Genomic DNA, 26766 nt, shown 5'->3' with positions numbered 1-26766 from the left:
AGATCCCACATGCAAGTTCGAGTCGTCGACTACCGCGCCGCGGATGCGGCCGAGCAATTCACCCGCTCCCTGCACGAGACAGGCTTCGGCGTCCTGGTGAATCACCCCCTGCCCCAGGACCTGGTCGAGAAGATCTACGCGGACTGGCTGGCCTATTTCAATGGCACCGAGAAGCATGAGCTGGCGTTCTCCAAGGAGACGCAGGACGGCTACTTCTCCACCGAGATCTCGGAGACCGCCAAGGGCCACACGCAGAAGGACATCAAGGAGTACTTCCACATCTATCCATGGGGGCGCATCCCGGCGTCTCTGAAGGACGATGCGATGCGCTACTACCGCATCGCCAATGACCTGGCGGCGGAGCTGCTGTCGTGGGTGGAGAAGCACACGCCGGCCGAGATCGCGAAGAACTATCGCGAGCCGCTGTCCAACATGATCAAGGACAGCCGGCTGACGCTGCTGCGGGTGCTGCGGTATCCGCCGCTGACGGGCAACGAGCCGGCCGGCTCGCTGCGCGCGGCCGCGCACGGCGACATCAACCTGCTGACCATCCTGCCGGCGGCCAACGAGCCGGGCCTGCAGGTGCAGGGCAAGGATGGCGAGTGGGTCGACGTGCCCGGCGACTTCGGCATGCTGATCATCAACATCGGCGACATGCTGCAGGAGGCCTCGCAGGGCTACTACCCGTCGACGCAGCACCGCGTGGTCAACCCGACCGGCGAAGGCGCGAAGAAGAGCCGCGTATCGCTGCCGCTGTTCCTGCATCCGCGCGAGGACGTCGTCCTGTCGGACCGCTACACCGCCCACGAGTACCTCGAGGAACGGCTGCGGGAACTGGGCGTGAAGGCCTGACAAGGCCGCTGACCCTCACCCCTACCCTCTCCCGCAAGCGGGAGAGGGAGCCAGAGATCACAGGCTCTTGAGCGGCACGACGTCCTTGCCCTTGAAGGTGAACACGGTGACGGCGGACGACTTCAGGTCGTGCTTCTCGTCATACGCGTACTCGCCGGCCACGCCCGCGTAGCTCGACTTGGCCAGGTGCTCGCCGACCTTCTTCGGATCGGTGGACTGCGTCGCCTCCATCGCGCCGGCCAGCAGGTAGGCGCCGTCGTAGAAGGCCGCGGCATAGGTCAGCGGATCGCGCTTGAACTCGGCCTTGTACTTCTCGAGGAACTTCTTGCCCTTGTCGCTGCGGTCGATCAGCGCGCCGCCCTGGGTGCAGTAGGCGTTCAGCTCGGTCGTGATCTGCGACAGCGTCGCGGTCTCCGTCGAGCAGATGCCGTCGCCGCCCAGCAGCGGCGCGGTGATGCCCAGGCCGCGCATCTGGCGCAGCATCGGGCCGCCCTGCGCGGAGTAGCCGCCGTAGAACACGGCGTCGGGCTTGGCGGCCTTGACGGCGGTCAGGATGCTGCTGAAGTCGGTCGCCTTGTCGTTGGTGAATTCCTTGGCCACCACCTTCAGACCCAGCTTGGTGGCCTGGGCGGTGAACTCCTGGGCGACGCCCTGGCCGTAGGCGGTGCGGTCGTCGATGACCGCGACGGTCTTGACCTTCAGGTCCTGCGCCGCATAGACGGCCATCTTGGCGCCGAGCTGGTTGTCGGTCGCGCCGATGCGGAACAGGTTGGACTGGTTGGGCTGCTGCGTGATGCGCGGGTTGGAGGCCACCGTCAGCACGATCACGCCGCCGTCGGAGAACACCCGCGAGGCCGGCATGGTCACGCCCGAGTTGTACGGGCCGAGCACGAAGCGGACCTTCTTGTCCACCAGCGCCTGCGCCACCTGCACGCCCTGGCGCGGGTCGGCGACGTCGTCGTTGACATCGAGTTCGAAGATCACCGGCTTGCCGCCGATCTTCACGCCCTTGGCGTTGAGTTCCTTGATCGCCAACGCGGCGCCGTCGCGGTTGTCCGTGCCGTAGCCGGCCTGCGGGCCGGTGATCGGGCTCATGAAACCGATGCGCACGCGCTCCTGCGCCTGGGCGCCCAGCGCCACCAGGCCGGCGGCCAGCACCAGCCACTTCAACGAGATCTTCTTCATGGGTCTTCCTCGGTAAGGTCTTCCCGGGATCGATTCCCGGGAGGGGTCTTCCCCGATAGGGGAAACGCGAGTCTACGTAAAGACGCCGGTACCGGCCGACAACCGCACCGAAGTGCGCGACACGACGACCGCCCTCACGCACGCGGCACGTCTACAGTGGCGCATGGTCCGCCCCCTCTCCGGCAGCGTCATCTGGATCCAGCCCGAGGCCCCGCCCAAGCCCGCCGTCGGCGCGCCCTGCAATGGCTGCGGCGTGTGCTGCCTGGCCGAGCCCTGCCCGCTCGGCATGCTGGTGAGCCTCAAGCGCGAAGGCGCCTGCCGCGCGCTGGTGTGGTCCGACGCCGACCGCCAGTACCGCTGCGGCATGCTGGTGCATCCGAGCCGCTATGTGGGCCTGCGCACATTGCAGCCGGACGGACTGGTCAACCGCCTGATCCGCCGCTATGCGCGCCGCATGATCGCCGCCGGCATCGGCTGCGACGCCGCGATCGATACCGATCCGCCTGTCGACGCCGCCCCTCCGGAGAAGCGCTAAGCAACACCCGGCCCCACCGGGCATAGCATCGTCCGCGCATCGCCTGGTCCAGGCTCGATCGGAGGTTCCCCATGACTCGACTGCCGAGCGCTCCGCGCTTGCCTCGCGCCCACGCGGCGCTGTCCCTGGCGATCGCGCTCGGCGCGACCACCGCCATCACCCTTGCCGCCTCGTCCGCCCACGCGGTGCCGCTGCGCTGGGCGGCGCAGAACGACGTGCTGACGCTGGATCCGCATTCGCAGGACCACACCACCACCAGCGCCATCCTGCAGCATGCCTACGAGGGCCTGACCCGCTACAACGAGCAGTGGGAGATCGAGCCCTGCCTGGCCACGAAGTGGACGACGATCAGCCCGACGCAGGTGCGCTTCGAGCTGCGCAAGGGCGTGAAGTTCCACGATGGCTCGCCCTTCACCGCCGACGACGTGGTCTTCAGCTTCGACCGCGTCCGCCAGCCGCAGGGCACGATGCAGATCTACGTCACCGGCATCAAGGAAATCAAGAAGGTCGACGACTTCACCGTCGACCTGATCCTCGACTCGCCGCAGCCCATCCTGCTGCGCAACCTGGTCGACTTCCGGATCATGAGCAAGGCCTGGTCCGAGAAGAACCGGGCCACGCAGATGGCCGATTACAAGGCCAAGGACGAGAACTACGCCAGCCGCCACGCGGCCGGCACCGGGCCCTACGAGATCACCTCGTGGCAGCCCGACCAGAAGGTCTCGATGGTCATCAACAAGGGCTGGTGGGACAGGAACAAGGGCAACATCACCGAGGTCAGCTACATCCCGATCAAGTCGGACCCGACCCGCGTCGCGGCGCTGACCTCGGGCGACGTGGACCTGCTGACCGACGTGCCCACGCAGGACGTCGGCGCGCTCAAGGCCGATGCCAAGCTCAAGTCGATCGACGGTCCCGAGACCCGCACCATCTTCTTCGCGATGGACCTGGGCAGCGACGAACTGCGCGGCGCGTCGGTCAAGGGCAAGAACCCCTTCAAGGACGTGCGCGTGCGCGAGGCGCTGTCCCTGGCCATCGACCGCGAGGCCATCAAGCGCAGCATCATGCGCGGGCTGTCGGTACCGGCGGCGCTGATGGTCGCGCCCGGCGTGCACGGCTACGACGCGGCGCTGGACAAGCCGCGCGCGCCCGACATCGCCAAGGCGAAGAAGCTGCTCGCCGATGCCGGCTACCCCAGCGGCTTCGAGGTCCCGCTGAACTGCCCCAACAACCGCTACGTCAACGACGAGAAGGTCTGCCTGGCGGTGGTGTCGATGTGGAGCAAGATCGGCATCACCGCGCGGCTGACCGCGCAGCCGATGTCGCAGCACAGCCAGCTGTTCCAGCGCTTCGAGGCCCCGCTGTTCATGCTGGGCTGGGGCGTGTCCACGCGCGACGCGCTCTACGCGATGCAGGCGCTGGCGCGCACCCGCAGCGGCGGCGCGGATGGCAGCTTCAACTTCTCCAAGGTCAGCGATCCCGCGCTCGACAAGCTGATCGACGCCGCCAAGAGCGAAAGCGACACCGCCAAGCGCGATGCGCTGCTGCGCGACGGCCTGGTGCTGATCCGCGATCAATACCTCTTCATCCCGCTGCACCACCAGGTGCGGCCGTGGGCCATGCGCGCCAACCTGCAGACGCTGCACCGCTCCAACGATCGGCCCGAGGCGCGCTTCACGACGATCAAGTGAGCGGCCCGCCGCCGAAGGGCCGGCGCGCGTCCTGAAGGACCGGCCGCGGCGGCTGGGTTTTCCGGTCCGGCCCTGGGGCAATCCCCAGGGTGGACCTCGCTCCCGGACCGGGCCCCGGCGGCTAGCATCCAGGCGACTTCACGTTTGCTTAACGACGTTGCCAAGGGAGCTACCGCTCATGTCGAGGAAATCCATCGGACCGATCCGGTCCGCGCGCCTGTTGCTGTCCGCCGCCGCCGTCGGGGCCGCCGCCCTGATGGGCGCGGCCCTGCCCGCGCACGAGGCGCTCGCCGCCCCGCTGCGCTGGGCCGCGCAGAACGACGTGCTGACCCTGGACCCGCATTCGCAGAACCACAGCACGACCAACGCGATCTCGATGCATGCCTACGAGGGCCTGACCAGGTACGACCGCCAGTACCAGGTCGAGCCCGCGCTGGCCACCAAGTGGACGCAGACCGGCCCCACGAGCTGGCGCTTCGAGCTGCGCAAGGGCGTCAAGTTCCATGACGGTTCGCCGTTCACCGCCGACGACGTGGTGTTCTCCTTCCACCGCATCAAGCAGCCGGTGGGCACGATGCATCCGTTCGTGGCCGGCGTGGCCGACATCAAGAAGGTCGACAGCCACACCGTCGACGTGATCCTGTCGGCGCCCAATCCGATCGTGCTGCGGCAGTTCGTCGACTTCCGCATCATGAGCAAGACCTGGGCGGAGAAGAACAAGGCGATCAACCTGCCCGACTTCAAGGCCAAGGAAGAGACCTTCGCCACGCGCAACGCCAACGGCACGGGCCCGTACCGGATCACCGGCTGGCAGCCGGACCAGCGCATCACGATGGTCCAGAACAAGGACTGGTGGGACGCGAAGAACGCGACCAATGTCGACGAGGTGATCTACACGCCGATCAAGTCCGACCCCACGCGCGTCGCGGCGCTGCTGTCGGGCGACGTGGACCTGCTGTCCGACATCCCGACGCAGGACGTGGGCCGCCTGAAGGCCGACGGCAAGCTGACGGTGCTGGAAGGCAGCGAGACCCGCACGATCTTCATCGGCATGGACCAGGGCAGCGAGCAGCTCAAGGGCAGCAACATCACCGGCAAGAACCCGTTCAAGGACAAGCGGGTGCGGGAGGCGATGTCGCTGGCCATCGACCGCGAGGCGATCAAGCGCGCGACGATGCGTGGCCTGTCGGTGCCCGCCGGCATCATGGTCGCGCCGGGCGTCAACGGCAATGCGCCGGACATCGACGTGCCGACCAAGGTCGACGCCGAGCGCGCCCGCAAGCTGCTGGCCGACGCCGGTTATCCGGGCGGCTTCGAAGTGCCGATGAACTGCCCCAACAACCGCTACGTCAACGACGAGGAGATCTGCCTGGCGGTGGTATCGATGTGGAGCAAGGTCGGCATCAAGGCGCGCCTGCAGACGGAGTCGTTCAGCACCTTCAGCCCGAAGCTGCAGGCCTTCGAGTACCCACTGTTCCTGTACGGCTGGGGCGTGCCCACCTATGACGCGCTGTACACGATGCAGTCGCTGGCGCGCACGCGGGTCGGTGGCGCGGACGGCAGCGGCAACTACTTCCGGCTGAGCGACGCCAAGCTCGACCAGATCATCGACGCCGCGAAGGTCGAGGGCGACGTGGCCAAGCGCAACGCGCTGCTGAAGGACGGGCTGGTGCGCATCCGCGACGAGGTGTTCTTCATCCCGCTGCACCACCAGGTGCGTCCGTGGGCGATGAAGAAGAACGTCACGACGCCCCACCGCTCCGACGACCGGCCGGAAGCGCGGTTCACGACGATCAAGTGAGCGCCGAAGGCGGCGGCGCCTGCCGCCGCCTCGAGGGATCAGGCCGCGGCCTGTGGCACAGCCGAGGGAGCGCCCGCAACGCGCAGCTCGCCCGACTGCCGGGCGTTCGTCCCCGCGCCCCGGTCGCCGTCCCCCCGTAGCAGGATGGGCGTCGTCACGCCACGCCGTCAGCAACCCGGCTCGGTGGCTGAGCCCACTTCAGCAGCACCTCCACCAGCTCGGCCGGCACGATCGGCTTGCCGATGTGGGCGTCCATGCCTGCCGCCAGGCAGGCCTGGCGATCCTCGTCCATCGCCGCCGCCGTCATCGCGACGATCGGCAGGCTCTCGCCCTGCGGCAGCAGCCGGATGCAGCGGGTGGCCTCGATGCCGCTCATCTCCGGCATCTGCATGTCCATCAGCACCAGGTCGAAAGCGCGCTCGCGGACCAGGTCCACCGCCTGCAGCCCGTTGCCGGCAATCGTCACCGCCAGGCCGCCCAGTTCCAGGAAGGCCTGCGCCACCTGCTGATTGACCGGGTCGTCCTCGACCAGCAGCACCTGCGCGCCCCGCAAGGACCGCAGCGCCTCGTCCAGCGTCTTTTCCAGCGGACGCGCGATCCGCGGTGCCTCGGTGCCATGCTGCAGTCGCACGATCGCCTCGAACAGCCGGGACGGCGTCACCGGCTTGACCAGCACCTGCAGGCCCTCGCGCGGCCCGAGTTCGCGCTCGAGCGCATCGACGTGATGCTGCCCCGTCAGCACCAGCACGCGCGGCGTCGGCAGGCCCCGCTCGGCGCAGAGCGTCTCCACTTTCTCGAGCACCGCCGCGGCGCCGGTCTTGCCGTCCAGCACCAGCAGCTCATACGGCAGCTCGTGGCTCGCGGCGCGCTGGAACTTGAAGACCGCGTCGTCGACGAAAGCCGCCGCGCTCACCTGGAAGCGCCAGCTCGACAGCATGCTGATCCAGGCCTCGCGCTCGGTCGGCGGTCCGTCCATCACCAGCGCGCGCATGCCGCGGATCCGATGCAGGTCGCGCCGCGGTTCACCCGCCGCCGTCAGTCCGAACCAGGCGCTGAAGCGGAAGGTCGAGCCGCTCCCCAGCTCGCTGTCGACGGCGATCTCGCCGCCCATCAGCGCCACCAGGCGCCGGCAGATCGCCAGCCCCAGGCCGGTGCCGCCGAAGCGGCGCGCGGTGCCGGACTCGCCCTGCGCGAAGGCCTCGAAGAGCCGCTCCCGGGTCTCGCGGCTCATGCCGATGCCGGTATCGCGCACCGCCAGCCGCAGGCCGACGCGCTCGGGCGTGCGCTCGATCAGCTCCACGCGGATCACGATCTCGCCGCGCGGCGTGAACTTGATCGCGTTGCCGACCAGGTTGTTCAGCACCTGCGTCAGCCGGAAGGCATCGCCGACGACACGCGGTGGCACTTCCCGGTCGATGTCGAAGACCAGGTCCAGGCCGGTCTCCTCCAACCGCGCCGAGAACAGCTCGCCGACGTTCTCCACCACCTCCTCGATGCCGAACTCCTCGGCCTCCAGGCTGATCTTGCCGGCCTCGACCTTGGAGTAGTCCAGGATGTCATTCAGCAGCGCGAGCAACGCCTTCGACGAGGTGTGGGCCTTGGCGACATAGTCGCGCTGCCGGCCTTCGAGCGGGCCCTGCAGCGCCAGATGGGTCAGCCCGATCACGGCATTCATCGGGGTGCGGATCTCGTGGCTCATGCTGGCCAGGAACAGGCTCTTGGACGCGTTGGCCCGCTGCGCCTCGTCGCGCGCCAGCGCCAGCTCCGCGGCGCGTTGCCGCTCGCGGCCATGCGCCTGCGCCAGGCGCGCGTACAGCACGGCGTTCTCGAACAGCAGTTCCGCCAGCACCGCGCTGCAGGCCAGCAGGCCATAGATGCGGCCCGCGTAGAAGCCCAGGTCGTAGCGGCCGCCGTTGAGCATGGCCGACAGGGCGATGTCGCACAGCCAGGCCACCATCACCACCATCAGGCCCAGGTCCAGCATGCTGGCATCGCGCCGCCGTGGCAGCAGCGCCAGCAGCGCGGCGATGCACAGGACCCAGACGGTGCCGACCGTCACCAGCATCGCCGGCGTGTAGCGGTTGCCGCTCATGATCGCCGGCAACAGCGCGTGGCCGGCGGTCGCCAGCGCCGTCAGGCCGACGCCGAGGATCAGCGCCGCCGCAGTCGCGAGCACCGCGGTGCGTCGCTCGCCGGCGGCATCGGCATCGGCATCGGCATCAGCATCGGCATCGGGCGCCGGCGTCCCGCGGCGCATCCAGGCGTAGACGACCACGAAGAGCGGAAAGCCGCCATGCCAGAACATGTAGATCCAGGCCGTCGATTGCGGCCCGGCGCCCAGCACGCCGCCGGGCGCGAACAGTCCGGGGAAGGACAGCGCGTGGCCGATGGTGATGGTGGCCGTGAACAGGTAGCCGCTGGCCAGCACCGCCAGCGCGCGCAGGCGCGTGATCCGCCATTGGCCATAGAGCAGCGCCGCGGTGATCAGGTCGTTGAGGACCAGCGCCGCCTCGTACAACGGGATGAAGGCCGCCATGGCCGGCAGCTGCAGCTTCGCGAATGGCGCCAGCGCCAGGCAGACGCCCAGGGACAGCCCCATCGTCGCGAACGCGCGCAGGCGGGCCCGACGGCCCGCTGGCTGGATCGCAAGAAAGGAAGGCGCCGGATCACCGGCCTCGTCCCCGTCCAACGCGACGCCGCTGGCCGCGGCGCGCTGTGCCTCGACTTCGCCCACGCTGCCTCCCTGAAGGCATGCCCGATCGACTTTGCGTCGATGTTGGCCGATCCCCCCGGGGAGCGCAAGGGCGCGCGCGAGGACGCCGCCTTCCCCCAATGGCGAACGCCCCGCAGGCGGGGCGTTCTTCAAGGGCGCCGGCAGCGCTGACGCGGGGTCGGGCGGGCGACCCGCGGCGCGAGGACTCAGCCCAGCGCCAGGCGCTGGCGTGCCGCCGCGTATTCGCGGCCGAAGCGCGCGACCAGCTCGCCGGCCGGCAGCACCTCGCGGATCGCGCCGATGCCCTGGCCGCTGCCCCACACGTCCTTCCACGCCTTCGCGCCGTTGCCGCCGAAGTTCATCTTCGTCGGGTCGCTCTCGGGCAGGTTCTCCGGATCGAGCCCCGCCTTCACGATCGAACCCTTCAGGTAGTTGCCGTGCACGCCGGTGAACAGGTTGCTGTAGACGATGTCGTCGCTATTGCTCTCGACGATCATCTGCTTGTACTCGTCGGCGGCACGCGCCTCCTCGGTCGCGATGAAGGCCGAGCCGATGTAGGCCAGGTCCGCGCCCATCGCCTGCGCCGCCAGGATCGCGTCGCCGCTGGCCATCGAGCCCGACAGCGCCAGCGGACCGTCGAACCACTCGCGGATCTCCTGGATCAGCGCGAACGGGCTCTTGACGCCTGCATGGCCGCCGGCGCCCGCCGCCACCGCGATCAGGCCGTCGGCGCCCTTCTCGATCGCCTTTCTCGCGAACTTGTTGTTGATGATGTCGTGCAGCACGATGCCGCCCCAGCCATGCACCGCGGCATTGACGTCCTCGCGCGCGCCCAGCGAGGTGATCACGATGGGCACCTTGTACTTGGCGCACAAGGCCATGTCGTGCTCGAGCCGGTCATTGCTCTTGTGCACGATCTGGTTGATCGCGAACGGCGCCGCCGGCGACTCCGGATGCGCGCGGTCATGCGCGGCCAGGGTCTCGGTGATCTCGGCCAGCCAATCTTCGAGCAGCTCGGCCGGGCGCGCGTTGAGCGCCGGCATCGAGCCGACGATGCCGGCCTTGCATTGCGCGATCACCAGCTTCGGATTGCTGATGATGAACAGCGGCGAGCCGATCACCGGCAGGCGCAGGGTGTTGAACAGCGGGGGAAGTGCCACCTCGGAATCTCCTCGGGTCAAGTCGACGGATCGTTGCCGTCCATGGTGGCCCCGGCGCGCGCGGGAGCGCGTCGCGCCGGGGACGTCGAGATCAGGTCGGGACGCGGCTCAGAAAGCGTCGACCGGCAGCGCCATCACGCTGCCCGCGCCGTTCACCACGGCATCGCGCTGCGCGGCGCAGCGCGGCAGGATGTGCTCGGCGTAGAAGCGCGCGGTGGCGATCTTGGCGTCCATGAAGGCGACGTCCTGGCCGGCGGCCTTGAGCTCCTGCGCCGCCAGCAGCGAGCGCGCCAGCTGCCAGCCGGCCATCAGGTTGCCGCCCACCATCAGGTAGGGCACCGAGCCGGCGAAGGCGGCATTCGGATTGGCCTTGCCGTTGGCGGCGATGAAATCGACGACGTCGACGAAGGCCGCGCGCGCCGCCGCGAGCTGCGCCCGCACCGCCAGCGCGTCGGCGCTGCCGCTGGCGGCCAGCGCGCCTTCGGTTTCCTCGACCTGCGCCGCGACCGAACGCGCGAACGCGCCGCCGTCGCGCACCGTCTTGCGGCCCACCAGGTCGTTGGCCTGGATCGCGGTCGTGCCTTCGTAGATCGGCAGGATGCGCGCGTCGCGGTAGTACTGCGCCGCGCCGGTCTCCTCGATGAAGCCCATGCCGCCGTGCACCTGCACGCCAAGCGAGGTGACCTCCAGGCTCATCTCGGTGCTGTAGCCCTTGACCAGCGGCACCATGAATTCGTAGAAGGCCTGCGCCTGCTGGCGGGTCTCGGCGTCCTCGTGGTGATGCGCCATGTCGTAGGCCGCGGCGGCATCGATCGCCATTGCGCGGCAGCCCTCGACCAGCGCGCGCTGCGTCATCAGCATGCGGCGCACGTCGGGGTGGTGGATGATCGCGGCCGCGTCCTTCGACGAGCCATCCACCGGGCGCGACTGCACGCGGTCCTTCGCGTACTCGACCGCCTTCTGGTAGGCCCGGTCCGCCACCGCGATGCCCTGCACGCCGACGCCGAAGCGGGCCGCGTTCATCATGATGAACATGTATTCGAGGCCGCGGTTCTCCTCGCCGATCAGCGTGCCGATGGCACCGCCGTGATCGCCGAATTGCAGCACTGCGGTCGGGCTGGCCTTGATGCCCAGCTTGTGCTCGATGGACACGCAGTGCGCGTCATTGCGCGCGCCCAGCGAGCCGTCCGCGTTGACCAGGAACTTGGGCACCAGGAACAGGCTGATGCCCTTCACGCCTTCCGGCGCGCCCGGCACGCGGGCCAGCACCAGGTGGACGATGTTGTCCGCCATGTCGTGCTCGCCCCAGGTGATGAAGATCTTGGTGCCGAAGATCTTGTAGGTGCCGTCGCCCTGCGGCTCGGCGCGCGTGCGCACCATCGCCAGGTCCGAGCCTGCCTGCGGCTCGGTCAGGTTCATCGTGCCGGTCCACTCGCCGGAGATCAGCTTGGGGATGAAGGTCTGCTTCTGCGCCTCGGAGCCCGCCACCAGCAGCGCCTCGATCGCGCCATCGGTCAGCAGCGGGCACAGCGCGAAGCTGACGTTGGCCGCCTGCACGATCTCGCCGCAGGCCGCGCCGATCGTCTTGGGCAGGCCCTGGCCGCCGTAGACCTCCGGATGCTGCAGCCCCTGCCAGCCGCCCTCGACGTACTGCTTGAACGCTTCCTTGAAGCCGGGCGTCGCGAAGACCTCGCCGTTCTTCCAGTAGGAGGGGTTCTTGTCGCCTTCCACGTTCAGCGGGGCGATGACGTCCTCGTTGAGCTTGGCCGATTCCTCGAGCACCGCCTGCGCGGTGTCCAGGCCGTGGTCGGCGAACGCGGGAATCTGCTCGGACAGCGTCTGCAGGCCGGCCAGGGCCTGCATGTCGAACAGCATGTCCTTGATCGGGGCGCGGTAGGTCATGGGGTGTCTCCGGATGAAAAAAGGGCGCCGCGCGTCGTCGGCGGGCGCCCTTGGTCTTGTCGGCGACCGTTCGATGCGGTCGCGGTGCTCAGCGATCGATTACAGGGCCTTGACCAGTTCAGGAACGGCCGTGAACAGGTCGGCTTCCAGGCCGTAGTCGGCGACCGAGAAGATCGGCGCTTCCGGATCCTTGTTGATCGCCACGATCACCTTGGAGTCCTTCATGCCGGCCAGATGCTGGATCGCGCCCGAAATGCCGGCCGCGATGTACAGCTGCGGCGCGACGATCTTGCCGGTCTGGCCGACCTGCCAGTCGTTGGGCGCGTAGCCCGCGTCCACCGCGGCGCGCGAGGCGCCCAGCGCGGCGTTCAGCTTGTCGGCCAGCGGGGTCAGGACTTCATTGAACTTGTCGCTGCTGCCCAGCGCGCGGCCACCCGACACGATGATCTTGGCGGCGGTCAGTTCGGGGCGGTCGCTCTTCGTGACCTCGCGGCCGACGAAGCTGCTCTTGCCGCTGTCGGCCACGGCCGTCAGCGATTCGACCGCGGCGCTGCCGCCTTCGGCCGCCGAATCGAACCCGGTCGTGCGGACGGTGATCACCTTGACCGAGTCGGTCGACTGCACGGTCGCGATCGCGTTGCCGGCGTAGATCGGACGCTCGAAGGTGTCGGCCGAGACGACCTTGGTGATGTCGCTCACCTGGCCCACGTCCAGCAGCGCGGCCACGCGCGGTGCGACGTTCTTGCCGGCAGCGGTGGCCGGGAACAGGACGTGCGAGTAGTCCTTGGCGATGGCGATCACCTGCGCGGCGACGTTCTCGGCCAGGCCGTCGGCGAACTGGGCGCCGTCGGCGTGCAGCACCTTGGCGACGCCCGAAATCTTGGCGGCGGCCTGCGCGGCGGCGCCGGCGTTCGAGCCGGCGACCAGCACGTGCACGTCGCCACCGATGGCGGCGGCGGCGGTGACGACGTGGTGGGTGGCGCCCTTGAGCGAGGCGTTGTCGTGTTCAGCGATGACGAGGATGGTCATGTCTTATCTCCGAATCTTGTTCTGGGGCTCAGATGACCTTGGCCTCGGTCTTCAGCTTCGTGACCAGCGTGGCCACGTCCGGCACCTTGATGCCGGCGCTGCGCTTGGGGGGCTCGGCCACCGACAGCGTCTTGATGCGCGGCGCCACGTCCACGCCCAGGTCGGCCGGCTTGACCACGTCCAGCGGCTTCTTCTTGGCCTTCATGATGTTGGGCAGCGTCACGTAGCGCGGCTCGTTCAGGCGCAGGTCGGTCGTGACGACCGCCGGCAGCGTCAGGCTGATCGTCTCCAGGCCGCCGTCCACTTCACGCGTCACCGCGACCTTGCCGTCGGCCACTTCCACCTTCGACGCGAAAGTGCCTTGCGGCAGCCCCGTCAGCGCGGCCAGCATCTGGCCGGTCTGGTTGCAGTCGTCGTCGATGGCCTGCTTGCCCAGGATTACCAGCTGCGGCTGTTCCTTGTCGACCAGCGCCTTCAGCAGCTTGGCCACGGCCAGCGGCTGCAGTTCGGCGTCGGTCTCGACGAGGATGGCGCGGTCGGCGCCGATGGCCATCGCGGTGCGCAGCGTTTCCTGGCATTGCGTGACGCCGCAGGAGACGGCGATCACCTCGGTGACCACGCCCTTCTCCTTCAGGCGGACGGCTTCTTCGACGGCGATCTCGTCGAACGGGTTCATGGACATCTTCACGTTGGCGATGTCCACGCCGGTTCCGTCACTCTTGACGCGCACCTTGACGTTGTAATCGACGACTCGTTTGACGGGGACCAATACCTTCATCGAAGCACTCCAAGCTGGATTGACGTTAACGTTAATTCGATTCTATGGGAGCCCCGGGGCGCCCCCGTGTCTCCCAGCCGTCATGCGCCCCTGCTCCCGTCCCGGAATCTCCGTGGACCCGCGAGCACCGCCTCGGCGCCGGCTCGAAAATAAAACGAACGATCGTTCTATTCTAGCCATCGATTCACGGCTGCCAAGCGGGTGGAGGCCGGGAATGAGGGAATCCCTCTAGACTCCGCTCCCGACACGCCACCCCCACGATGACGATCTTGAGTTCAGCGCCCTCCGCCACCGCCCCCGCCGCCTCCCTCGAACGCGAGCCGCGCGTCCCCTGCATCGGGGTCTTCGATTCCGGCGTGGGCGGGTTGACGGTGCTGAAGGCGCTGCGGGAGCAGTTGCCCGAGGTGCCGCTGCACTACCTCGCCGACACCGCGCACGCGCCTTACGGCGACCGCAGCAGCGAATACATCGTCGAACGCAGCGTGCGCGTGGCCGAACGCCTGCGCGAGGTCGGCGCGCGGATGGCGGTCGTGGCCTGCAACACCGCCACCGCGCACGCGGTGCAGGCGATGCGGGACCGCTGGCCCGACTGGCCGGTCGTCGGCATCGAACCGGGCGTGAAGCCCGCCGTCGCGGCGACCCGCAACGGCCGCATCGGCGTGATGGCAACGACCGCCACGATCGCGAGTCGACGCTTCGAGCAGCTGGTCGCCGCGCATGCGGGCGACGTCGAGCTCATCAGCCAGCCCTGTCCGGGCCTGGTCACCCTGATCGAGCAAGGCGACCTGGGCAGCGACGCACTCGGTGCGCTGATCGAGCGCTTCTGCGCGCCGCTGCGCGCGGCCGGCGTCGACACGGTGCTGCTCGGCTGCACGCACTATCCGCTCGTGCAGTCGCGCATCCAGGCGGCGCTGGGCGAGGAGGTGCGCTTGCTCAACATCGAAGACGCGGTCGCGCGCCAGGCCCGTCGGGTCTGGGAAGGACTGGGGCTGGCATCGACGGGGACGGGGTGCGTGGTGCTCGAGAGCACCGGCGATCCCGCGCCGCTGCAGCATCTGGCCCGCGAGGCGCTGGGCTGGCGTGACATCGTCGCCGCGCGCGCCACGGCTTGAAGCCGGGCGCCGTCGAGGTGCTCAGACCAGTGCGCGCGAGAGGCCTCTCGTCATGTCCACGCGCCGCAGCAGCCAGTAGCCCAGCACGAAGAACACCCCGGTGGACAGGATCGCGAGCCGGTGGTTGCCCGCCGTCAGCACGGTGACCGCGCCGTAGGTCAGCGGCCCGATGATCGCGGCCAGTCGCGTGGCGAAGGTCCACAGGCCGAAGAATTCGGCCAGCCGGTCATGCGGCGCGAGTGCGCCGGCCAGGGCGCGGCCGCAGGACTGGCTCGATCCCATGCACAGGCCCGCGATCACCGCGGCGATCCAGAACAGCCAGGCGGTGGTCGCCAGGAATGCCAGCAGCGCCATGATCATCCAGCCGACGAGCGTGATCGCGAGCGCCGGCTGATGGCCGATGCGGTCCTCGTAATAACCGAACACGAACGCGCCGACAGCCGAAGCGATGTTGACCAGGAACACCAGGGTCATCGTCTGCGCCTGGGTGAAGCCGAGCGCCTGCTCGGCGTAGACGGCGGCCAGCGCGATGACGACGGCGATGCCGGCCTGGTAGCTAGTACCGCAGGCCAGCAGGCGCAGGAAGTCCGGATAGGCACGAGCGCGCTGCCACGACGCCCACAGCTGCGAGAGGCCGGAACCCATGCGCGCGGCCCGGCGTGTCGCGCACGGATCGGCGCGCTCGCGCAGCAACAGGAAGGTGGGCAGCGCGGCCAGCAGGTAGAGGCCCGCAGTGATGAGCATCGTGACCGGCACGAAGTGGCTGGCGGTGTCGCCGCGCGCTTGAGCGCTCAGCACATAACCCAGGCACAGCCCCAGCGCGAGCATGCCGCCCAGATAACCGAAGGCCCAGCCCCAGCCGGACACGCGACCCAGCGCGTCGCGTCTCGCGAGCTCGGGCAGAAACGCCGCGATCAGCGATTCGCCATAGGAAAAGAAGACATTGGAGAGCACGACGGCGATCGCCGCCCACCACAGCTGATCGGGTCCGAAAACCGCGAGCGCCGCGGTCGAGAGCACGCAACCGCCGGTGCAGAAGCCCAGCAGCTTCTTCTTCGCGCCGTGCGCGTCGGCCCAGGCGCCCAGCCCGGGCATCGTCACCATCACCAGGAAGCTGGAAATCGCGATCAGCACGGTCCAGAGCAGCGTCGCCGACGGTTGGCCTTGGGCGATCACGCCGACGAAATAGGCGTTGTAGACGGCGGTCAGGACGACAGTCGTGTAGCCCGAGTTGGCGAAGTCGTACATCGACCAGCCGAGGACCTCGCGTTTGCGAACGCCCGGGTTCAACAGTTCCTGCGCAAACATGCCCATGCGATGCGACCGCTCGTTGCGATGCGCGTGGTGCCTGGAACGGGACTCGAACCCGTACGCCGGTTGAGGGCGGCGGATTTTAAGTCCGCTGTGTCTACCGATTTCACCATCCAGGCCACGGCGGCTCCGAGCGGAGTTCCATGTCGTAGTGACCGGGCATTATCGGGGCCACCGGGCAAGAAAAAAGGGAAGCCGCGGAGGCTTCCCTTTTCGAGATTTTTGGAGCGGGAAACGAGGCTCGAACTCGCGACCTCAACCTTGGCAAGGTTGCGCTCTACCAACTGAGCTATTCCCGCATCGCAGGGCAGCGGAGTGAATCACCCCACCGACCTTTGGTGTCGTGTGGAGCGGGAAACGAGGCTCGAACTCGCGACCTCAACCTTGGCAAGGTTGCGCTCTACCAACTGAGCTATTCCCGCAATGTCCATTCTTTGGAGGCGCGATCCGGAGTCGAACCGGACTGACCGGATTTGCAATCCGGGGCATAACCGCTTTGCTATCGCGCCCCAGAACCCTGGACGGGATTCTGTTGAAACCGGATTTGGTGTGTCCGATTCCGATAAAAAATGGAAGCCGGAGCTTCCATCCTTTGAATACCTGGAGCGGGAAACGAGGCTCGAACTCGCGACCTCAACCTTGGCAAGGTTGCGCTCTACCAACTGAGCTATTCCCGCATGGTCTTCAACGCACTGCCTGCTTCAACTTCGTGGCGTCTCTTGCGATTCGCCTTGTCGTCGCAGCACCGTTTGCGCTGAAGCCGAGAGTATAGAACGGTTTTTCACCCGCTCGCAAGAGTTCGGCGACTTCTTTATGAAGATCGCCCAAACACCAGGACGATTCACCCGACCGTCACCGGTCCCCTCGCCGCCCGCGCGGCGGAATGAACAACGGCGCCCGAAGGCGCCGCTGTCATCAGGCTCGCGAACGAGCGCCGGTCAATGCTTCAGCGAATCGCCGGTCGCGTCGGCCGGCTTGGTCTCCGCGACCTTCTCGGCCGGAGGCGTTGCCGCCTCCTCGTCCGGCAGCGCCTGCGGATAAGCCTCCAGCGCCACTTCCAGCACGCGGTCGATCCAGCGGACCGGGACGATCTCCAGCTGGTTCTTCACGTTCTCGGGAATGTCCTGCAGGTCCTTGACGTTCTCTTCCGGAATCATCACGGTCTTGATGCCGCCCCGGTGGGCCGCCAGGAGCTTCTCCTTCAGGCCACCGATCGCCGTCACCTCGCCGCGCAGCGTGATCTCACCGGTCATCGCCACGTCCGCACGCACCGGGATGCCGGTCAGCGCCGACACGAAGGCCGTCGTCATCGCGGCGCCCGCGCTCGGGCCGTCCTTCGGCGTCGCGCCATCGGGCACGTGGATGTGCACGTCGCGCTTCTCGAAGAGCTCGTCCTTGATGCCCAGGCGGCGCGCCCGCGACCGCACCACCGTGCGTGCCGCCTCGACCGATTCCTTCATCACGTCGCCCAGCGAGCCGGTGCGGATGATGTTGCCCTTGCCCGGCATCGCGGTGGCTTCGATGGTCAGCAGGTCGCCGCCCACTTCCGTCCATGCCAGACCGACCACTTGGCCGACCTGGTTCTTCTTCTCGGCGCGGCCGAAGTCGTACTTGCGCACGCCCAGGAACTCGTTGAGGTTGTCCTCGGTGACCACCACCTTGCCGGTGAAGGTCTTGAGCTGCAGGCCCTTGACGACCTTGCGGCAGATCTTCGAGACCTCGCGTTCGAGCGAACGCACGCCGGCTTCCCGCGTGTAGTAGCGGATCACGCCTCGGATCGCATCCTCGGTGACCTCGAGCTCCTCTTCCTTCACGCCGTTGTTGCCGCGTTGCTTGGGCAGCAGGTAGCGCTGGGCAATGTTGACCTTCTCGTCCTCGGTGTAACCCGACAGGCGGATGACCTCCATCCGGTCCAGCAGCGCCGGCGGGATGTTCAGCGAGTTCGACGTCGCCACGAACATCACATCGCTCAGGTCATAGTCGACCTCGATGTAGTGGTCCGCGAAGGTGTGGTTCTGCTCGGGGTCCAGCACCTCCAGCAGCGCCGACGACGGGTCGCCGCGGAAGTCCATGCCCAGCTTGTCGATCTCGTCGAGCAGGAACAGCGGATTGCGCGTGCCGACCTTGGACAGGCTCTGCAGCACCTTGCCCGGCATCGAGCCGATGTAGGTGCGGCGGTGACCGCGGATCTCGGCCTCGTCGCGCACGCCGCCCAGCGCCATGCGGACGAACTTGCGGCCCGTGGCGCGCGCCACCGACTGCCCCAGCGAGGTCTTGCCCACGCCAGGAGGCCCGACCAGGCACAGGATCGGCGCCTTGACCTTGTCCACGCGCTGCTGCACCGCGAGGTATTCAAGGATGCGTTCCTTGACCTTGTCCAGGCCGTAGTGGTCCTCGTTCAGCACGGCCTCGGCATTGGCCAGGTCGTGCTTGATCTTGGTCTTCTTCGACCACGGCAGGTTGACCAGCGTGTCGATGTAGTTGCGCACGACGGTCGCTTCGGCGGACATCGGCGACATCAGCTTGAGCTTCTTGAGCTCCGCCTCGGCCTTCTTGCGCGCTTCCTTCGGCATGCGAGCAGCCTGGATCTTCTTCTCCAGCTCCTCCATGTCGGCGCCTTCCTCGCCGTCGCCCAGTTCCTTCTGGATGGCCTTGACCTGTTCGTTCAGGTAGTACTCGCGCTGCGACTTTTCCATCTGGCGCTTGACGCGGCCACGGATGCGCTTCTCGACCTGGAGGATGTCGACCTCGTGCTCGAGCAGGTCCAGCAGCTTCTCCAGCCGCTTGCCCACTTCGGACAGGTCCAGCACCGACTGCTTGGCGTCGAGCTTGAGCGGCAGGTGCGCGGCGATCGTGTCGGCCAGGCGACCGGCGTCATCAATGCCGGCGATGGACGTCAGGATCTCGGGCGGAATCTTCTTGTTCAGCTTGACGTACTGGTCGAACTGCTGCGTCACCGCGCGGCGCAGCGCCTCGACCTCGGGCTGGTCGTCGGCTTCCGGCGGGATCGGCAGGACCTCGGCGGTGAAGTGCTCCTCGCCGTCCTCGATCTTGTTGGTCGTGGCGCGCTGCAGGCCCTCGACCAGCACCTTCACCGTGCCGTCGGGCAGCTTCAGCATCTGCAGGATGCTGGAGACGCAGCCCATCTCGAACATGTCGTCGGGCTTGGGCTCGTCCTTGCCGGCGGCCTTCTGCGCGACCAGCATGATCTGGCGCCCTGCTTCCATCGCCGCTTCCAAGGCCTTGATGGACTTGGGACGGCCCACGAAGAGCGGGATCACCATGTGCGGGAAGACGACCACGTCGCGCAGCGGCAGCAGCGGCAGCGTGATGGGTTCCGCGGGGAGGATCGGATGACCGGACATGAAAACCTCTCTTTCTCAGGCCCATCTAGGGCCCGAGCTACCAATTACAAGGTGCCGTTCAATAGCCTTTGAGCAATTGCCTTCCACAAGGGGTCATGGCAAGCAGATCGCCCGGCGTGTGATCGCGACCTCAGGCGCTCGCCTTGGTTTCGCGATAGACCAGCAACGGCTTGGTGTCCTCGTCGATGTTGTGCTCGTCCAGCACGACTTTGGCGACGCTGTCCAGCGAAGGCAATTCGAACATGGTGTCGATCAGCGCGTGCTCGACGATCGAACGCAGGCCGCGGGCGCCCGTCTTGCGGGCCAGGGCCTTGCGCGCGACGGCGCTCAGCGCCGACGGCCGCACTTCCAGTTCGACGCCGTCCATCGAGAACAGCTGCTGGTACTGCTTGACCAGCGCGTTGCGCGGCTCGGTCAGGATCTGCACCAGCGCGTCCTCGGTCAGCTCGCCGAGCGTGGCGATCACCGGCAGGCGGCCCACCAGTTCGGGGATCAGGCCGAACTTGATCAGGTCGCCCGGTTCCACTTCACGGAAGAGTTCGCCGACCTTCTTCTCGCTCTTGCTCTTGACCGAGGCGCCGAAGCCGATGCCCGACTTCTCCGAGCGGTTCTGGATGACCTTCTCGAGGCCGTCGAACGCGCCGCCGCAGATGAACAGGATGTTGGTCGTGTCGATCTGGAGGAAGTCCTGGTTCGGATGTTTGCGGCCGCCCTGCGGGGGGACCGAGGCCATCGTGCCTTCGACCAGCTTCAGCAGCGCCTGCTGGACGCCCTCGCCCGACACGTCGCGGGTGATGGAGGGGTTGTCCGCCTTGCGGCTGATCTTGTCGATCTCGTCGATGTAGACGATGCCGCGCTGGGCGCGCTCGACGTCGTAATTGCAGTTCTGGAGCAGCTTCTGGATGATGTTCTCGACGTCCTCGCCGACATAACCGGCTTCGGTCAGCGTCGTCGCATCGGCGATCACGAAGGGCACATTCAGCACGCGGGCCAGGGTCTGGGCCAGCAGCGTCTTGCCCGAGCCGGTCGGCCCGATCAGCAGGATGTTGCTCTTGGACAGCTCGACGCCGTCCTTGGTGTCGGCCGCGTGGCGCAGCCGCTTGTAATGGTTGTAGACCGCGACGGAGAGCGTGCGCTTGGCGACGTCCTGGCCGATCACGTACTGGTCCAGCGTCGTCTTGATCTCGCTGGGCACGGGCAGGTCCGACTTGCTCGCGCGACCGCCGGCCGCGGCCTCGGCCGGGACCTCGTCACGGATGATGTCGTTGCACAGCTCGATGCATTCGTCGCAGATGAACACCGACGGGCCCGCGATCAGCTTCTTGACCTCGTGCTGGCTCTTGCCGCAGAAGGAGCAGTACAAGACTTTTTCGCTGGAATTGCCTTTTTTCTCGGCCATGGGAGTGCTGCTGGGGCTGGGGCTGCTGGAGGGCTGCGGGGAATACAGGCGAGTGCCTGCATTGATGATAGTTCAATTGCCGGCACCACCCTTGGGGGGATAAAAGCCCCTAAGAGTGGTCAGTTGGCGCGCTCGACCGGCGGTCAGTTGCTGCACCGCGGCGGCAGTTCCCGGTGGCATCGCCGGGCAGCGGATTCCACGGGAGAACGCCGCCGCCGGCGTCAGGAAGCGCATGGTGCGGGATCCGGGCCGCGGCCCACGACCACCACGGGACACCGCGGCGGCCTGAATCCCGCGTCGCGATCAGGGACGCTTCTCGATGACCTGGTCGATCAGGCCATAGGTCGACGCCTCGGCGGCCGACATGAAATAGTCCCGCTCGGTGTCGGCCTGGATCTTCTCCAGGCTCTGCCCGGTGCGCTCGGCCAGGATGCGGTTGAGCTGTTCGCGGGTCTTGAGGATCTCGCGGGCGTGGATCTCGATGTCCGTGGCCTGGCCCTGCGCGCCGCCCAGCGGCTGGTGGATCATGATCTTGGAGTTCGGCAGCGCGAAGCGCTTGCCCTTCTCGCCCGCGGCCAGCAGGAAGGCGCCCATCGAGGCCGCCATGCCCATGCACAGCGTCGAGACCTGCGGCTTGATGAACTGCATCGTGTCGTAGATCGACATGCCCGCCGAGACACTGCCGCCCGGCGAGTTGATGTACAGCGAGATCTCCTTGTCCGGGTTCTCGCTTTCCAGGAACAGCAGCTGCGCGACGACGAGGTTGGCGACGGCGTCATTCACCGGGCCGACCAGGAAAACGATGCGCTCGCGCAGCAGGCGGCTGTAGATGTCGTAGGCGCGCTCGCCGCGGCCCGACTGTTCGATGACGATGGGCACCATGCCCAGGTTGCTGGTTTCAAGCGCGCTCATGAAATCCTCTGAATTGGTTCGAGATCACGACAAACCATTATGTCGTGCGCTCCATCCCCTTGCCGCCGCGCGGCCCTGCGAAGCGGGATCGCGCCGGCGGCTGCGCCGGGGAAAGAAAAAGGCGCCGGCCTCTCGGCCAGGCGCCTTACTTGGCGATGAGTTCCCGGTGAATCAAGGGCGATGCCGGGAAAGCCCGCGGCAGATGGCGTCGAGCCGGCCGATCAGGCCGTGGCCATCAGCTCATCGAAGGGCAGCTGCTTGTCGGTGACCTTGGCCTTGCCCAGGATGAAGTCGGTGACGTTGTTCTCGATCACGACGGCTTCGACCTCGGCCATGCGCTCGCGGTCCGACAGGTACCAGCGCACGACTTCCGCCGGCTTCTCGTAGCTCTGCGAGATTTCCTCGATGTGGGCCTGCAGTTGCTCGGGCTTGGCCTGCAGGTTCTGCGAACGGACCAGCTCGGCCACGACCAGGCCCAGGCGCACGCGCTTCTCGGCCTGCTCGTTGAACAGTTCGGCGGGGATCGGGGCCTTGTCGGCGTCCTTGATGCCGCGCTTCTTCAGGTCCTCGCGGGCGTTGGCGACCATGCGCTCGGCTTCGCCGGCGACCAGCGCCTTGGGCACGTCCAGTTCGGCCTTGCCGACCAGCGCGTCCATCGCGGCGCCCTTGTTCTTGGCCAGCACGCGGAACTTCACTTCACGCTCGAGGTTCTTCTTGATGTCGGCGCGCAGCGCTTCGACCGTGCCTTCCTTGATGCCCAGGGCCTTGGCGAAGGCCTCGTTCACTTCGGGCAGGTGCTGGGCCTCGATCTTCTTGACCGTGACCAGGAAGTCGGCTTCCTTGCCGGCGACGTCCTTGCCGTGGTAATCGGCCGGGAAGGCCAGCGGGAAGGTCTTGGACTCGCCCGCCTTCATGCCGCGCACGGCCTTCTCGAAGGCCTCGAGCATCTGGCCTTCGCCCAGCAGGAACTGGAAGCCGTCGGCCTTGCCACCGGCGAACGGCTCGCCGTCGATCTTGCCTTCGAAGTCGATGGTCACGCGGTCGCCGTCGGCGGCCACGTCCGCAGCGCCGCGCTGGGCGAACGAGCGGCGCTGCTTGCGCAGGATCTCGACGGTCTTGTCGATGGCTTCATCGGTCACGTCGGCGGCGACGCGCTCGATCTCGGCCTCGGCCAGGTCGGCGATCTTCACTTCCGGGTAGATCTCGAAGGTCGCGTCGAATGCCAGTTCGCCTTCGGCGGCCGTGTCCTTCTGGGCGATGGTGGGCATGCCGGCCACGCGCAGCTTGGCTTCGTTGGCGGCGACGGTGAAGGCCTCGCCCAGCTTGTCGTTCACGACCTCGTACTGCACCTGCGCGCCGTAGCGCTGCGCCACGAAGGACATCGGCACCTTGCCGGGGCGGAAGCCGTCGGCCTTGACGGTGCGGGCCAGCTTCTTCAGGCGGGACTCGACCTCGGTGTTGATGTCAGCGGCCGCCAGCGTGAGCGTGATGCGGCGTTCGAGCTTTTCGAGAGTTTCGACGGTGACAGCCATAGTGGACTCGGAATCAGTTGGAAGTGTGGTGCGCGGGGCCGGACTCGAACCGGCACGCCCGTGAAGGCGTCAGGACCTAAACCTGGTGCGTCTACCAATTTCGCCACCCGCGCCGGGTGATGGGGGCTCGTCGCGATCGCTGCGCGCAGTCCTGCGCGGCGGGCCCTTGGTAATTCGGAGATGCGAGAGAAGAGCCCAGGGCCCTGCCGTCCGCGATCCGGAAAACCGGCGATTGTAATCAAGGATTCAGCCGATTCCCACGGCCGCCCCCGCCCCTCCCGGGCGGGGGTTAACCCCCGAAGGCCGGAGGCCTGGGGGCCTCCGGCCTCGCCGGTTCAATGCGTCGACGGGGCGATGCCGGCGTCCTTGTCGCGCTCAACGCGGAACCAGGCCGCGTACATCGCCGGCAGCGCCAGCAGCGTCAGCACGGTGGCGACGATCAGGCCGCCCATGATGGCCACCGCCATCGGGCCCCAGAACACGCTGCGCGACAGCGGCACCATCGCCAGCACCGCGGCGGCGGCGGTCAGCGCGATCGGACGCAGCCGTCGCACGGCGGACTCCACGATGGCCTGCGCCGGTGGCACGCCGCGGCCGCGGTCCTGTTCGATCTGGTCGATCAGGATGACGGAGTTCCGCTGGATCATGCCCATCAGCGCAATGACGCCCAGCAGCGCGACGAAACCGAAGGGCCGGTTCAGCAGCAGCAGCGCGGCCGACACGCCGGCGATGCCCAGGAAGCCGGTCAGGAAGGCCAGCATCGCCCGCGAGAAGCTGTGCAGCTGCAGCATCAGCAGCGTGAAGGTGATGAACAGCATGATCGGCACGCCGGCGGCGATCGAGCCGGTGCCCTTGCTGCTTTCCTCCACCGCGCCGGCGATCGAGATCGAGTAGCCGGGGGGCATCTCCTTCTGCATCGCGTCGAGCGCAGGCCAGAGCTGGCTGGTCACCGTCGCGCCCTGCAGGCCCTCGATGACGTCGCCCTGCACGGTGATCGCGAACTGGCGGCTCTCGCGGTGCATCACGCCGGGCTCCCAGGTGAACTGGGGCTTGGCGATCTGCGTCAGCGGCACCGAGCGGCCCGAGGCGGTGGGCACGTAGGCGTTGGCGAGCTCCGACAGCGTGTCGCGCTCCTGCACCGGCTGGCGCAGGACGATGTCGATCAGCCGGTCGGCCTCGCGGTACTGCGACACCGTCGTGCCCGACACCAGGATGCGCGCCGCCTGGGCGATGCTCTGGCTGGTCACGCCCAACGCCCGCGCCTTGTCCTGGTCGACCTGCAGGCGCAGGACCTTGATGGCCTCGTTCCAGTTGTCGTTGACGCCCACCATGTTGGGGTTGGCGCGCATCTGTTCCTTGGCGCGATCGGCGTAGATCCGCAGCTGCGCGGGATCGTCGCCGGCGATGCGGAACTGCACCGGATACGGCACCGGCGGCCCGTTGGGCAGCAGCTTCACGCGGCCGCGCACCTCGGAGAACTCCTCGGCCAGGATCTGCGGCAGCTTGTGGCGCAGGGTCTCGCGGTCGGCCGGCGTCTTGGGCAGGATGATGGCCTGGCTGACGTTGGTGTTGGGCAGGATCTGGTCCAGCGGCAGGTAGAAGCGCGGCACGCCCGAGCCCACCCAGGTCGCGATGCTGCCCACCAGCGGTTCCTTGGCCATGCGAGCCTCGAAGCGCTTGGCCACGACGTTGCTCTGCTCGATCGTGGCGCCTTCGGGCAGCCACAGGTCGACCAGGATCTCCGGCCGGCTCGAATCCGGGAAGAACTGCTGCTGCACCTTGCCCATGCCGGCCAGGCCGAGCACGAACACCAGGATGGTGAGGCCGATGGTCTTCCAGCGGTGGTAGACGCACCACGCGACCCAGCGGCGGAAGCGGTTATAGAACGGCGTGTCGAAGACCTCGTGGGCCTCGCCTTCATGGCCGGCGCGGGTCTTGAGCAGCAGCGCGCCCAGGTAGGGCACGAAGTAGACCGAGACGATCCACGAGATCACCAGCGCCGCGGCGGTCACCGCGAAGATCGCGAAGGTGTATTCCCCGACGGTGGACTTGGCCAGGCCGATGGGCAGGAAACCCACCGCGGTGATCAGCGTGCCGGTCAGCATCGGCTTGGCGGTGGCGTCGTAGGCGTACGTCGCCGCATGCATCTTGTCGTAGCCCTCCTCGAGCTTGCGCACCATCATCTCGACCGCGATGATCGCGTCGTCGACCAGCAGGCCGAGCGCGATGATCAGCGAGCCGAGCGAGATCTTGTGCAGCCCCACGCCCGCGTAGAACATCACGACGAAGGTGATGGCCAGCACCAGCGGGATCGTGATGCCGACCACCAGCCCGGGCCACACGTCGATGCGCAGCGGCTTGGTGTGCAGGCCCAGGCTGATGAAGCTGACGCCGAGCACGACGACCACCGCCTCGATCAGCACATGGACGAACTCGCCGACCGAGGTCTTCACCGCCGAAGGCTGATCCTGGATCTGTTGCAGCGTGATGCCGGCGGGCAGTTGCTGCTGCAGCCGCTTGACGGTGGCCTGCAGCGCCTTGCCCAGCGCGATGATGTCGCCGCCCTTGCCCATCGACACGCCCAGGGCCACGACCTGCTTGCCGTTGAAGCGCACCATCGTCGTGGCCGGGTCGACATAACCGCGGCGCACCGTGGCGATGTCGCCCAGGCGCAGGCTGCTGGCGGCGCCGGTGGTCGGGTTGGTTCCGCGGATCGGGAAGTCGCTCAGCGCCTGGACGGAATTGAGCTGGCCCTCGATGCGGATCTGCACGTTGGCGCTGCTGGCGTCCATGACGCCGGCGCTCTCGACCGCGTTCTGCGCGTTGAGCTGCGAGACCACCTGGTTGAAGTCCAGGCCCAGTTCGGCCAGGCGCTTCTGCGAGATCTCGATGAACAGCTTCTCGGCCTGCACGCCGAAGAGGTCGACCTTGGCCACGTCCTGCACGCGCAGCAGCTCGGAGCGCACCGCCTCGGCCTGCTGGCGCAGCTCCTCGATGGAGAAGCCGCCGTCGGAGGACAGCGCGAAGATGGAGCCGTAGACGTCGCCGAACTCGTCGTTGAAGAAGGGCCCCAGCACGCCCTGCGGCAAGGTGGGCTTGAGATCGCCGATCTTCTTGCGGACCGTGTACCAGAGCTGGGGCACCTCGCCCGGCGAGGTGTTGTCCTTCACCTGGAAGATGGTCAGCGACTCCCCCGGCTTGGTGTAGCTGCGGATCTTGTCGGCATGCGGCACCTCCTGCAGGGTGCGCTCGATCTTGTCGGTGACCTGCTCGGCCATCTGCTGCGGCGTCGCGCCGGGCCAGTAGGCCTGCACGACCATCGCGCGAAAGGTGAACGGGGGGTCTTCGTCCTGGCCCAGCTGGAAGTAGGCGGCGAAGCCCAGCACCATCAGCACCACCATCAGGTAGCGCGTCAGCGGGGCATGCTCCAGCGCCCAGCGCGAGAGGTTGAAACCGGCGCGGCTCGGGTTGCTCATTCAGCGCTCCCGA

At 67.6% G+C, this 26766-nt stretch carries 17 protein-coding genes and 6 tRNA genes; 5 read left to right on the top strand and 18 right to left on the bottom strand.

Annotated elements, in window-relative coordinates; translation table 11 throughout:
• Positions 1-9 precede the first annotated feature (9 nt).
• Complete coding sequence (locus FHT38_RS04940; RefSeq protein WP_183478533.1) at positions 10-852, top strand: isopenicillin N synthase family oxygenase; 843 nt, start codon at positions 10-12, stop codon at positions 850-852.
• A 57-nt stretch (positions 853-909) separates the two neighbouring features.
• On the opposite strand, the gene FHT38_RS04935 is transcribed toward FHT38_RS04940, so the two are convergent.
• Positions 910-2037: a branched-chain amino acid ABC transporter substrate-binding protein gene (locus FHT38_RS04935; protein WP_091722843.1), complete on the bottom strand. Its 1128-nt coding sequence runs from the start codon at positions 2035-2037 to the stop codon at positions 910-912.
• 163 nt (positions 2038-2200) lie between these two features.
• Between FHT38_RS04935 and FHT38_RS04930 the strand changes: the two genes are divergently transcribed.
• From FHT38_RS04930 to FHT38_RS04920, 3 genes are all read left to right on the top strand, one after another.
• Complete coding sequence (locus FHT38_RS04930) at positions 2201-2572, top strand: hypothetical protein (RefSeq protein ID WP_183490389.1); 372 nt, start codon at positions 2201-2203, stop codon at positions 2570-2572.
• A gap of 71 nt (positions 2573-2643) precedes the next feature.
• Positions 2644-4263: an ABC transporter substrate-binding protein gene (locus tag FHT38_RS04925; protein ID WP_183490385.1), complete on the top strand. Its 1620-nt coding sequence runs from the start codon at positions 2644-2646 to the stop codon at positions 4261-4263.
• A gap of 178 nt (positions 4264-4441) precedes the next feature.
• Positions 4442-6064: an ABC transporter substrate-binding protein gene (locus tag FHT38_RS04920; protein WP_183490382.1), complete on the top strand. Its 1623-nt coding sequence runs from the start codon at positions 4442-4444 to the stop codon at positions 6062-6064.
• Between the two features lie 154 nt (positions 6065-6218).
• Here the strand turns inward: FHT38_RS04920 and FHT38_RS04915 are convergent, their stop codons facing one another.
• From FHT38_RS04915 to FHT38_RS04895, 5 genes are all read right to left on the bottom strand, one after another.
• Positions 6219-8798: a response regulator gene (locus tag FHT38_RS04915; protein WP_183490379.1), complete on the bottom strand. Its 2580-nt coding sequence runs from the start codon at positions 8796-8798 to the stop codon at positions 6219-6221.
• 185 nt (positions 8799-8983) lie between these two features.
• Positions 8984-9937, bottom strand: a complete 954-nt coding sequence (locus FHT38_RS04910) for a nitronate monooxygenase family protein (RefSeq protein ID WP_091722823.1) — start codon at positions 9935-9937, stop codon at positions 8984-8986.
• 108 nt (positions 9938-10045) lie between these two features.
• A complete protein-coding gene (locus tag FHT38_RS04905) occupies positions 10046-11839 on the bottom strand; it encodes an acyl-CoA dehydrogenase (protein ID WP_183490376.1) in 1794 nt (597 codons plus the stop codon).
• A gap of 99 nt (positions 11840-11938) precedes the next feature.
• The gene (locus FHT38_RS04900) at positions 11939-12868 is read right to left on the bottom strand and encodes an electron transfer flavoprotein subunit alpha/FixB family protein (RefSeq protein WP_147241666.1); all 930 of its coding nucleotides are present in this window, start codon (positions 12866-12868) and stop codon (positions 11939-11941) included.
• Between the two features lie 28 nt (positions 12869-12896).
• Positions 12897-13646 (bottom strand): electron transfer flavoprotein subunit beta/FixA family protein, encoded by a 750-nt coding sequence (locus FHT38_RS04895; RefSeq protein WP_183490373.1) that lies wholly within the window; start codon positions 13644-13646, stop codon positions 12897-12899.
• Between the two features lie 269 nt (positions 13647-13915).
• Between FHT38_RS04895 and murI the strand changes: the two genes are divergently transcribed.
• Positions 13916-14758 carry a glutamate racemase gene (gene murI, locus FHT38_RS04890; RefSeq protein ID WP_255488602.1) on the top strand — a complete coding sequence of 281 codons (843 nt, stop codon included), beginning with the start codon at positions 13916-13918 and terminating at the stop codon, positions 14756-14758.
• Positions 14759-14779: 21 nt separating this feature from the next.
• Here the strand turns inward: murI and FHT38_RS04885 are convergent, their stop codons facing one another.
• The 12 genes from FHT38_RS04885 to FHT38_RS04830 form a co-directional block, all read right to left on the bottom strand.
• Positions 14780-16072 carry an MFS transporter gene (locus FHT38_RS04885; RefSeq protein WP_183490367.1) on the bottom strand — a complete coding sequence of 431 codons (1293 nt, stop codon included), beginning with the start codon at positions 16070-16072 and terminating at the stop codon, positions 14780-14782.
• A 28-nt stretch (positions 16073-16100) separates the two neighbouring features.
• Positions 16101-16188: transfer RNA gene (locus FHT38_RS04880), tRNA-Leu, on the bottom strand.
• Positions 16189-16292: 104 nt separating this feature from the next.
• Positions 16293-16368, bottom strand: a tRNA-Gly gene (locus FHT38_RS04875).
• 47 nt (positions 16369-16415) lie between these two features.
• Positions 16416-16491: transfer RNA gene (locus FHT38_RS04870), tRNA-Gly, on the bottom strand.
• A gap of 13 nt (positions 16492-16504) precedes the next feature.
• Positions 16505-16578 (bottom strand) — tRNA-Cys (locus FHT38_RS04865).
• Positions 16579-16670: 92 nt separating this feature from the next.
• A tRNA-Gly gene (locus FHT38_RS04860) sits at positions 16671-16746 on the bottom strand.
• 261 nt (positions 16747-17007) lie between these two features.
• Positions 17008-19434 (bottom strand): endopeptidase La, encoded by a 2427-nt coding sequence (lon, locus tag FHT38_RS04855; protein ID WP_091722803.1) that lies wholly within the window; start codon positions 19432-19434, stop codon positions 17008-17010.
• A 130-nt stretch (positions 19435-19564) separates the two neighbouring features.
• The gene (gene clpX, locus FHT38_RS04850; RefSeq protein WP_091722800.1) at positions 19565-20833 is read right to left on the bottom strand and encodes an ATP-dependent Clp protease ATP-binding subunit ClpX; all 1269 of its coding nucleotides are present in this window, start codon (positions 20831-20833) and stop codon (positions 19565-19567) included.
• A gap of 303 nt (positions 20834-21136) precedes the next feature.
• On the bottom strand, positions 21137-21745 hold the full coding sequence (clpP, locus tag FHT38_RS04845) for an ATP-dependent Clp endopeptidase proteolytic subunit ClpP (protein ID WP_091722797.1): 609 nt from the start codon (positions 21743-21745) through the stop codon (positions 21137-21139).
• Positions 21746-21966: 221 nt separating this feature from the next.
• Positions 21967-23277, bottom strand: a complete 1311-nt coding sequence (gene tig / locus FHT38_RS04840) for a trigger factor (protein WP_183478524.1) — start codon at positions 23275-23277, stop codon at positions 21967-21969.
• Positions 23278-23303: 26 nt separating this feature from the next.
• Positions 23304-23390, bottom strand: a tRNA-Leu gene (locus FHT38_RS04835).
• 222 nt (positions 23391-23612) lie between these two features.
• Positions 23613-26753, bottom strand: a complete 3141-nt coding sequence (locus tag FHT38_RS04830; RefSeq protein WP_183490364.1) for an efflux RND transporter permease subunit — start codon at positions 26751-26753, stop codon at positions 23613-23615.
• Between the last annotated feature and the right edge of the window lie 13 nt (positions 26754-26766).

The organism is Mitsuaria sp. BK041, from assembly GCF_014193085.1.
GTDB lineage: Bacteria > Pseudomonadota > Gammaproteobacteria > Burkholderiales > Burkholderiaceae_C > Roseateles.
This window is presented reverse-complemented; position numbering and strand designations above follow the sequence as displayed.

What these genes read in the sequence shown, in the direction of transcription:
- FHT38_RS04925 (WP_183490385.1), top strand. Translation starts at nt 2,644, where the DNA reads ATGACTCGACTGCCGAGCGCTCCGCGCTTGCCTCGCGCCCACGCGGCG.
- FHT38_RS04905 (WP_183490376.1), bottom strand. Translation starts at nt 11,839, where the DNA reads ATGACCTACCGCGCCCCGATCAAGGACATGCTGTTCGACATGCAGGCC.
- FHT38_RS04895 (WP_183490373.1), bottom strand. Translation starts at nt 13,646, where the DNA reads ATGAAGGTATTGGTCCCCGTCAAACGAGTCGTCGATTACAACGTCAAG.
- FHT38_RS04935 (WP_091722843.1), bottom strand. Translation starts at nt 2,037, where the DNA reads ATGAAGAAGATCTCGTTGAAGTGGCTGGTGCTGGCCGCCGGCCTGGTG.
- FHT38_RS04930 (WP_183490389.1), top strand. Translation starts at nt 2,201, where the DNA reads ATGGTCCGCCCCCTCTCCGGCAGCGTCATCTGGATCCAGCCCGAGGCC.
- FHT38_RS04940 (WP_183478533.1), top strand. Translation starts at nt 10, where the DNA reads ATGCAAGTTCGAGTCGTCGACTACCGCGCCGCGGATGCGGCCGAGCAA.
- FHT38_RS04830 (WP_183490364.1), bottom strand. Translation starts at nt 26,753, where the DNA reads ATGAGCAACCCGAGCCGCGCCGGTTTCAACCTCTCGCGCTGGGCGCTG.
- tig (WP_183478524.1), bottom strand. Translation starts at nt 23,277, where the DNA reads ATGGCTGTCACCGTCGAAACTCTCGAAAAGCTCGAACGCCGCATCACG.
- FHT38_RS04885 (WP_183490367.1), bottom strand. Translation starts at nt 16,072, where the DNA reads ATGGGCATGTTTGCGCAGGAACTGTTGAACCCGGGCGTTCGCAAACGC.
- clpP (WP_091722797.1), bottom strand. Translation starts at nt 21,745, where the DNA reads ATGAGCGCGCTTGAAACCAGCAACCTGGGCATGGTGCCCATCGTCATC.
- lon (WP_091722803.1), bottom strand. Translation starts at nt 19,434, where the DNA reads ATGTCCGGTCATCCGATCCTCCCCGCGGAACCCATCACGCTGCCGCTG.
- clpX (WP_091722800.1), bottom strand. Translation starts at nt 20,833, where the DNA reads ATGGCCGAGAAAAAAGGCAATTCCAGCGAAAAAGTCTTGTACTGCTCC.
- FHT38_RS04920 (WP_183490382.1), top strand. Translation starts at nt 4,442, where the DNA reads ATGTCGAGGAAATCCATCGGACCGATCCGGTCCGCGCGCCTGTTGCTG.
- FHT38_RS04900 (WP_147241666.1), bottom strand. Translation starts at nt 12,868, where the DNA reads ATGACCATCCTCGTCATCGCTGAACACGACAACGCCTCGCTCAAGGGC.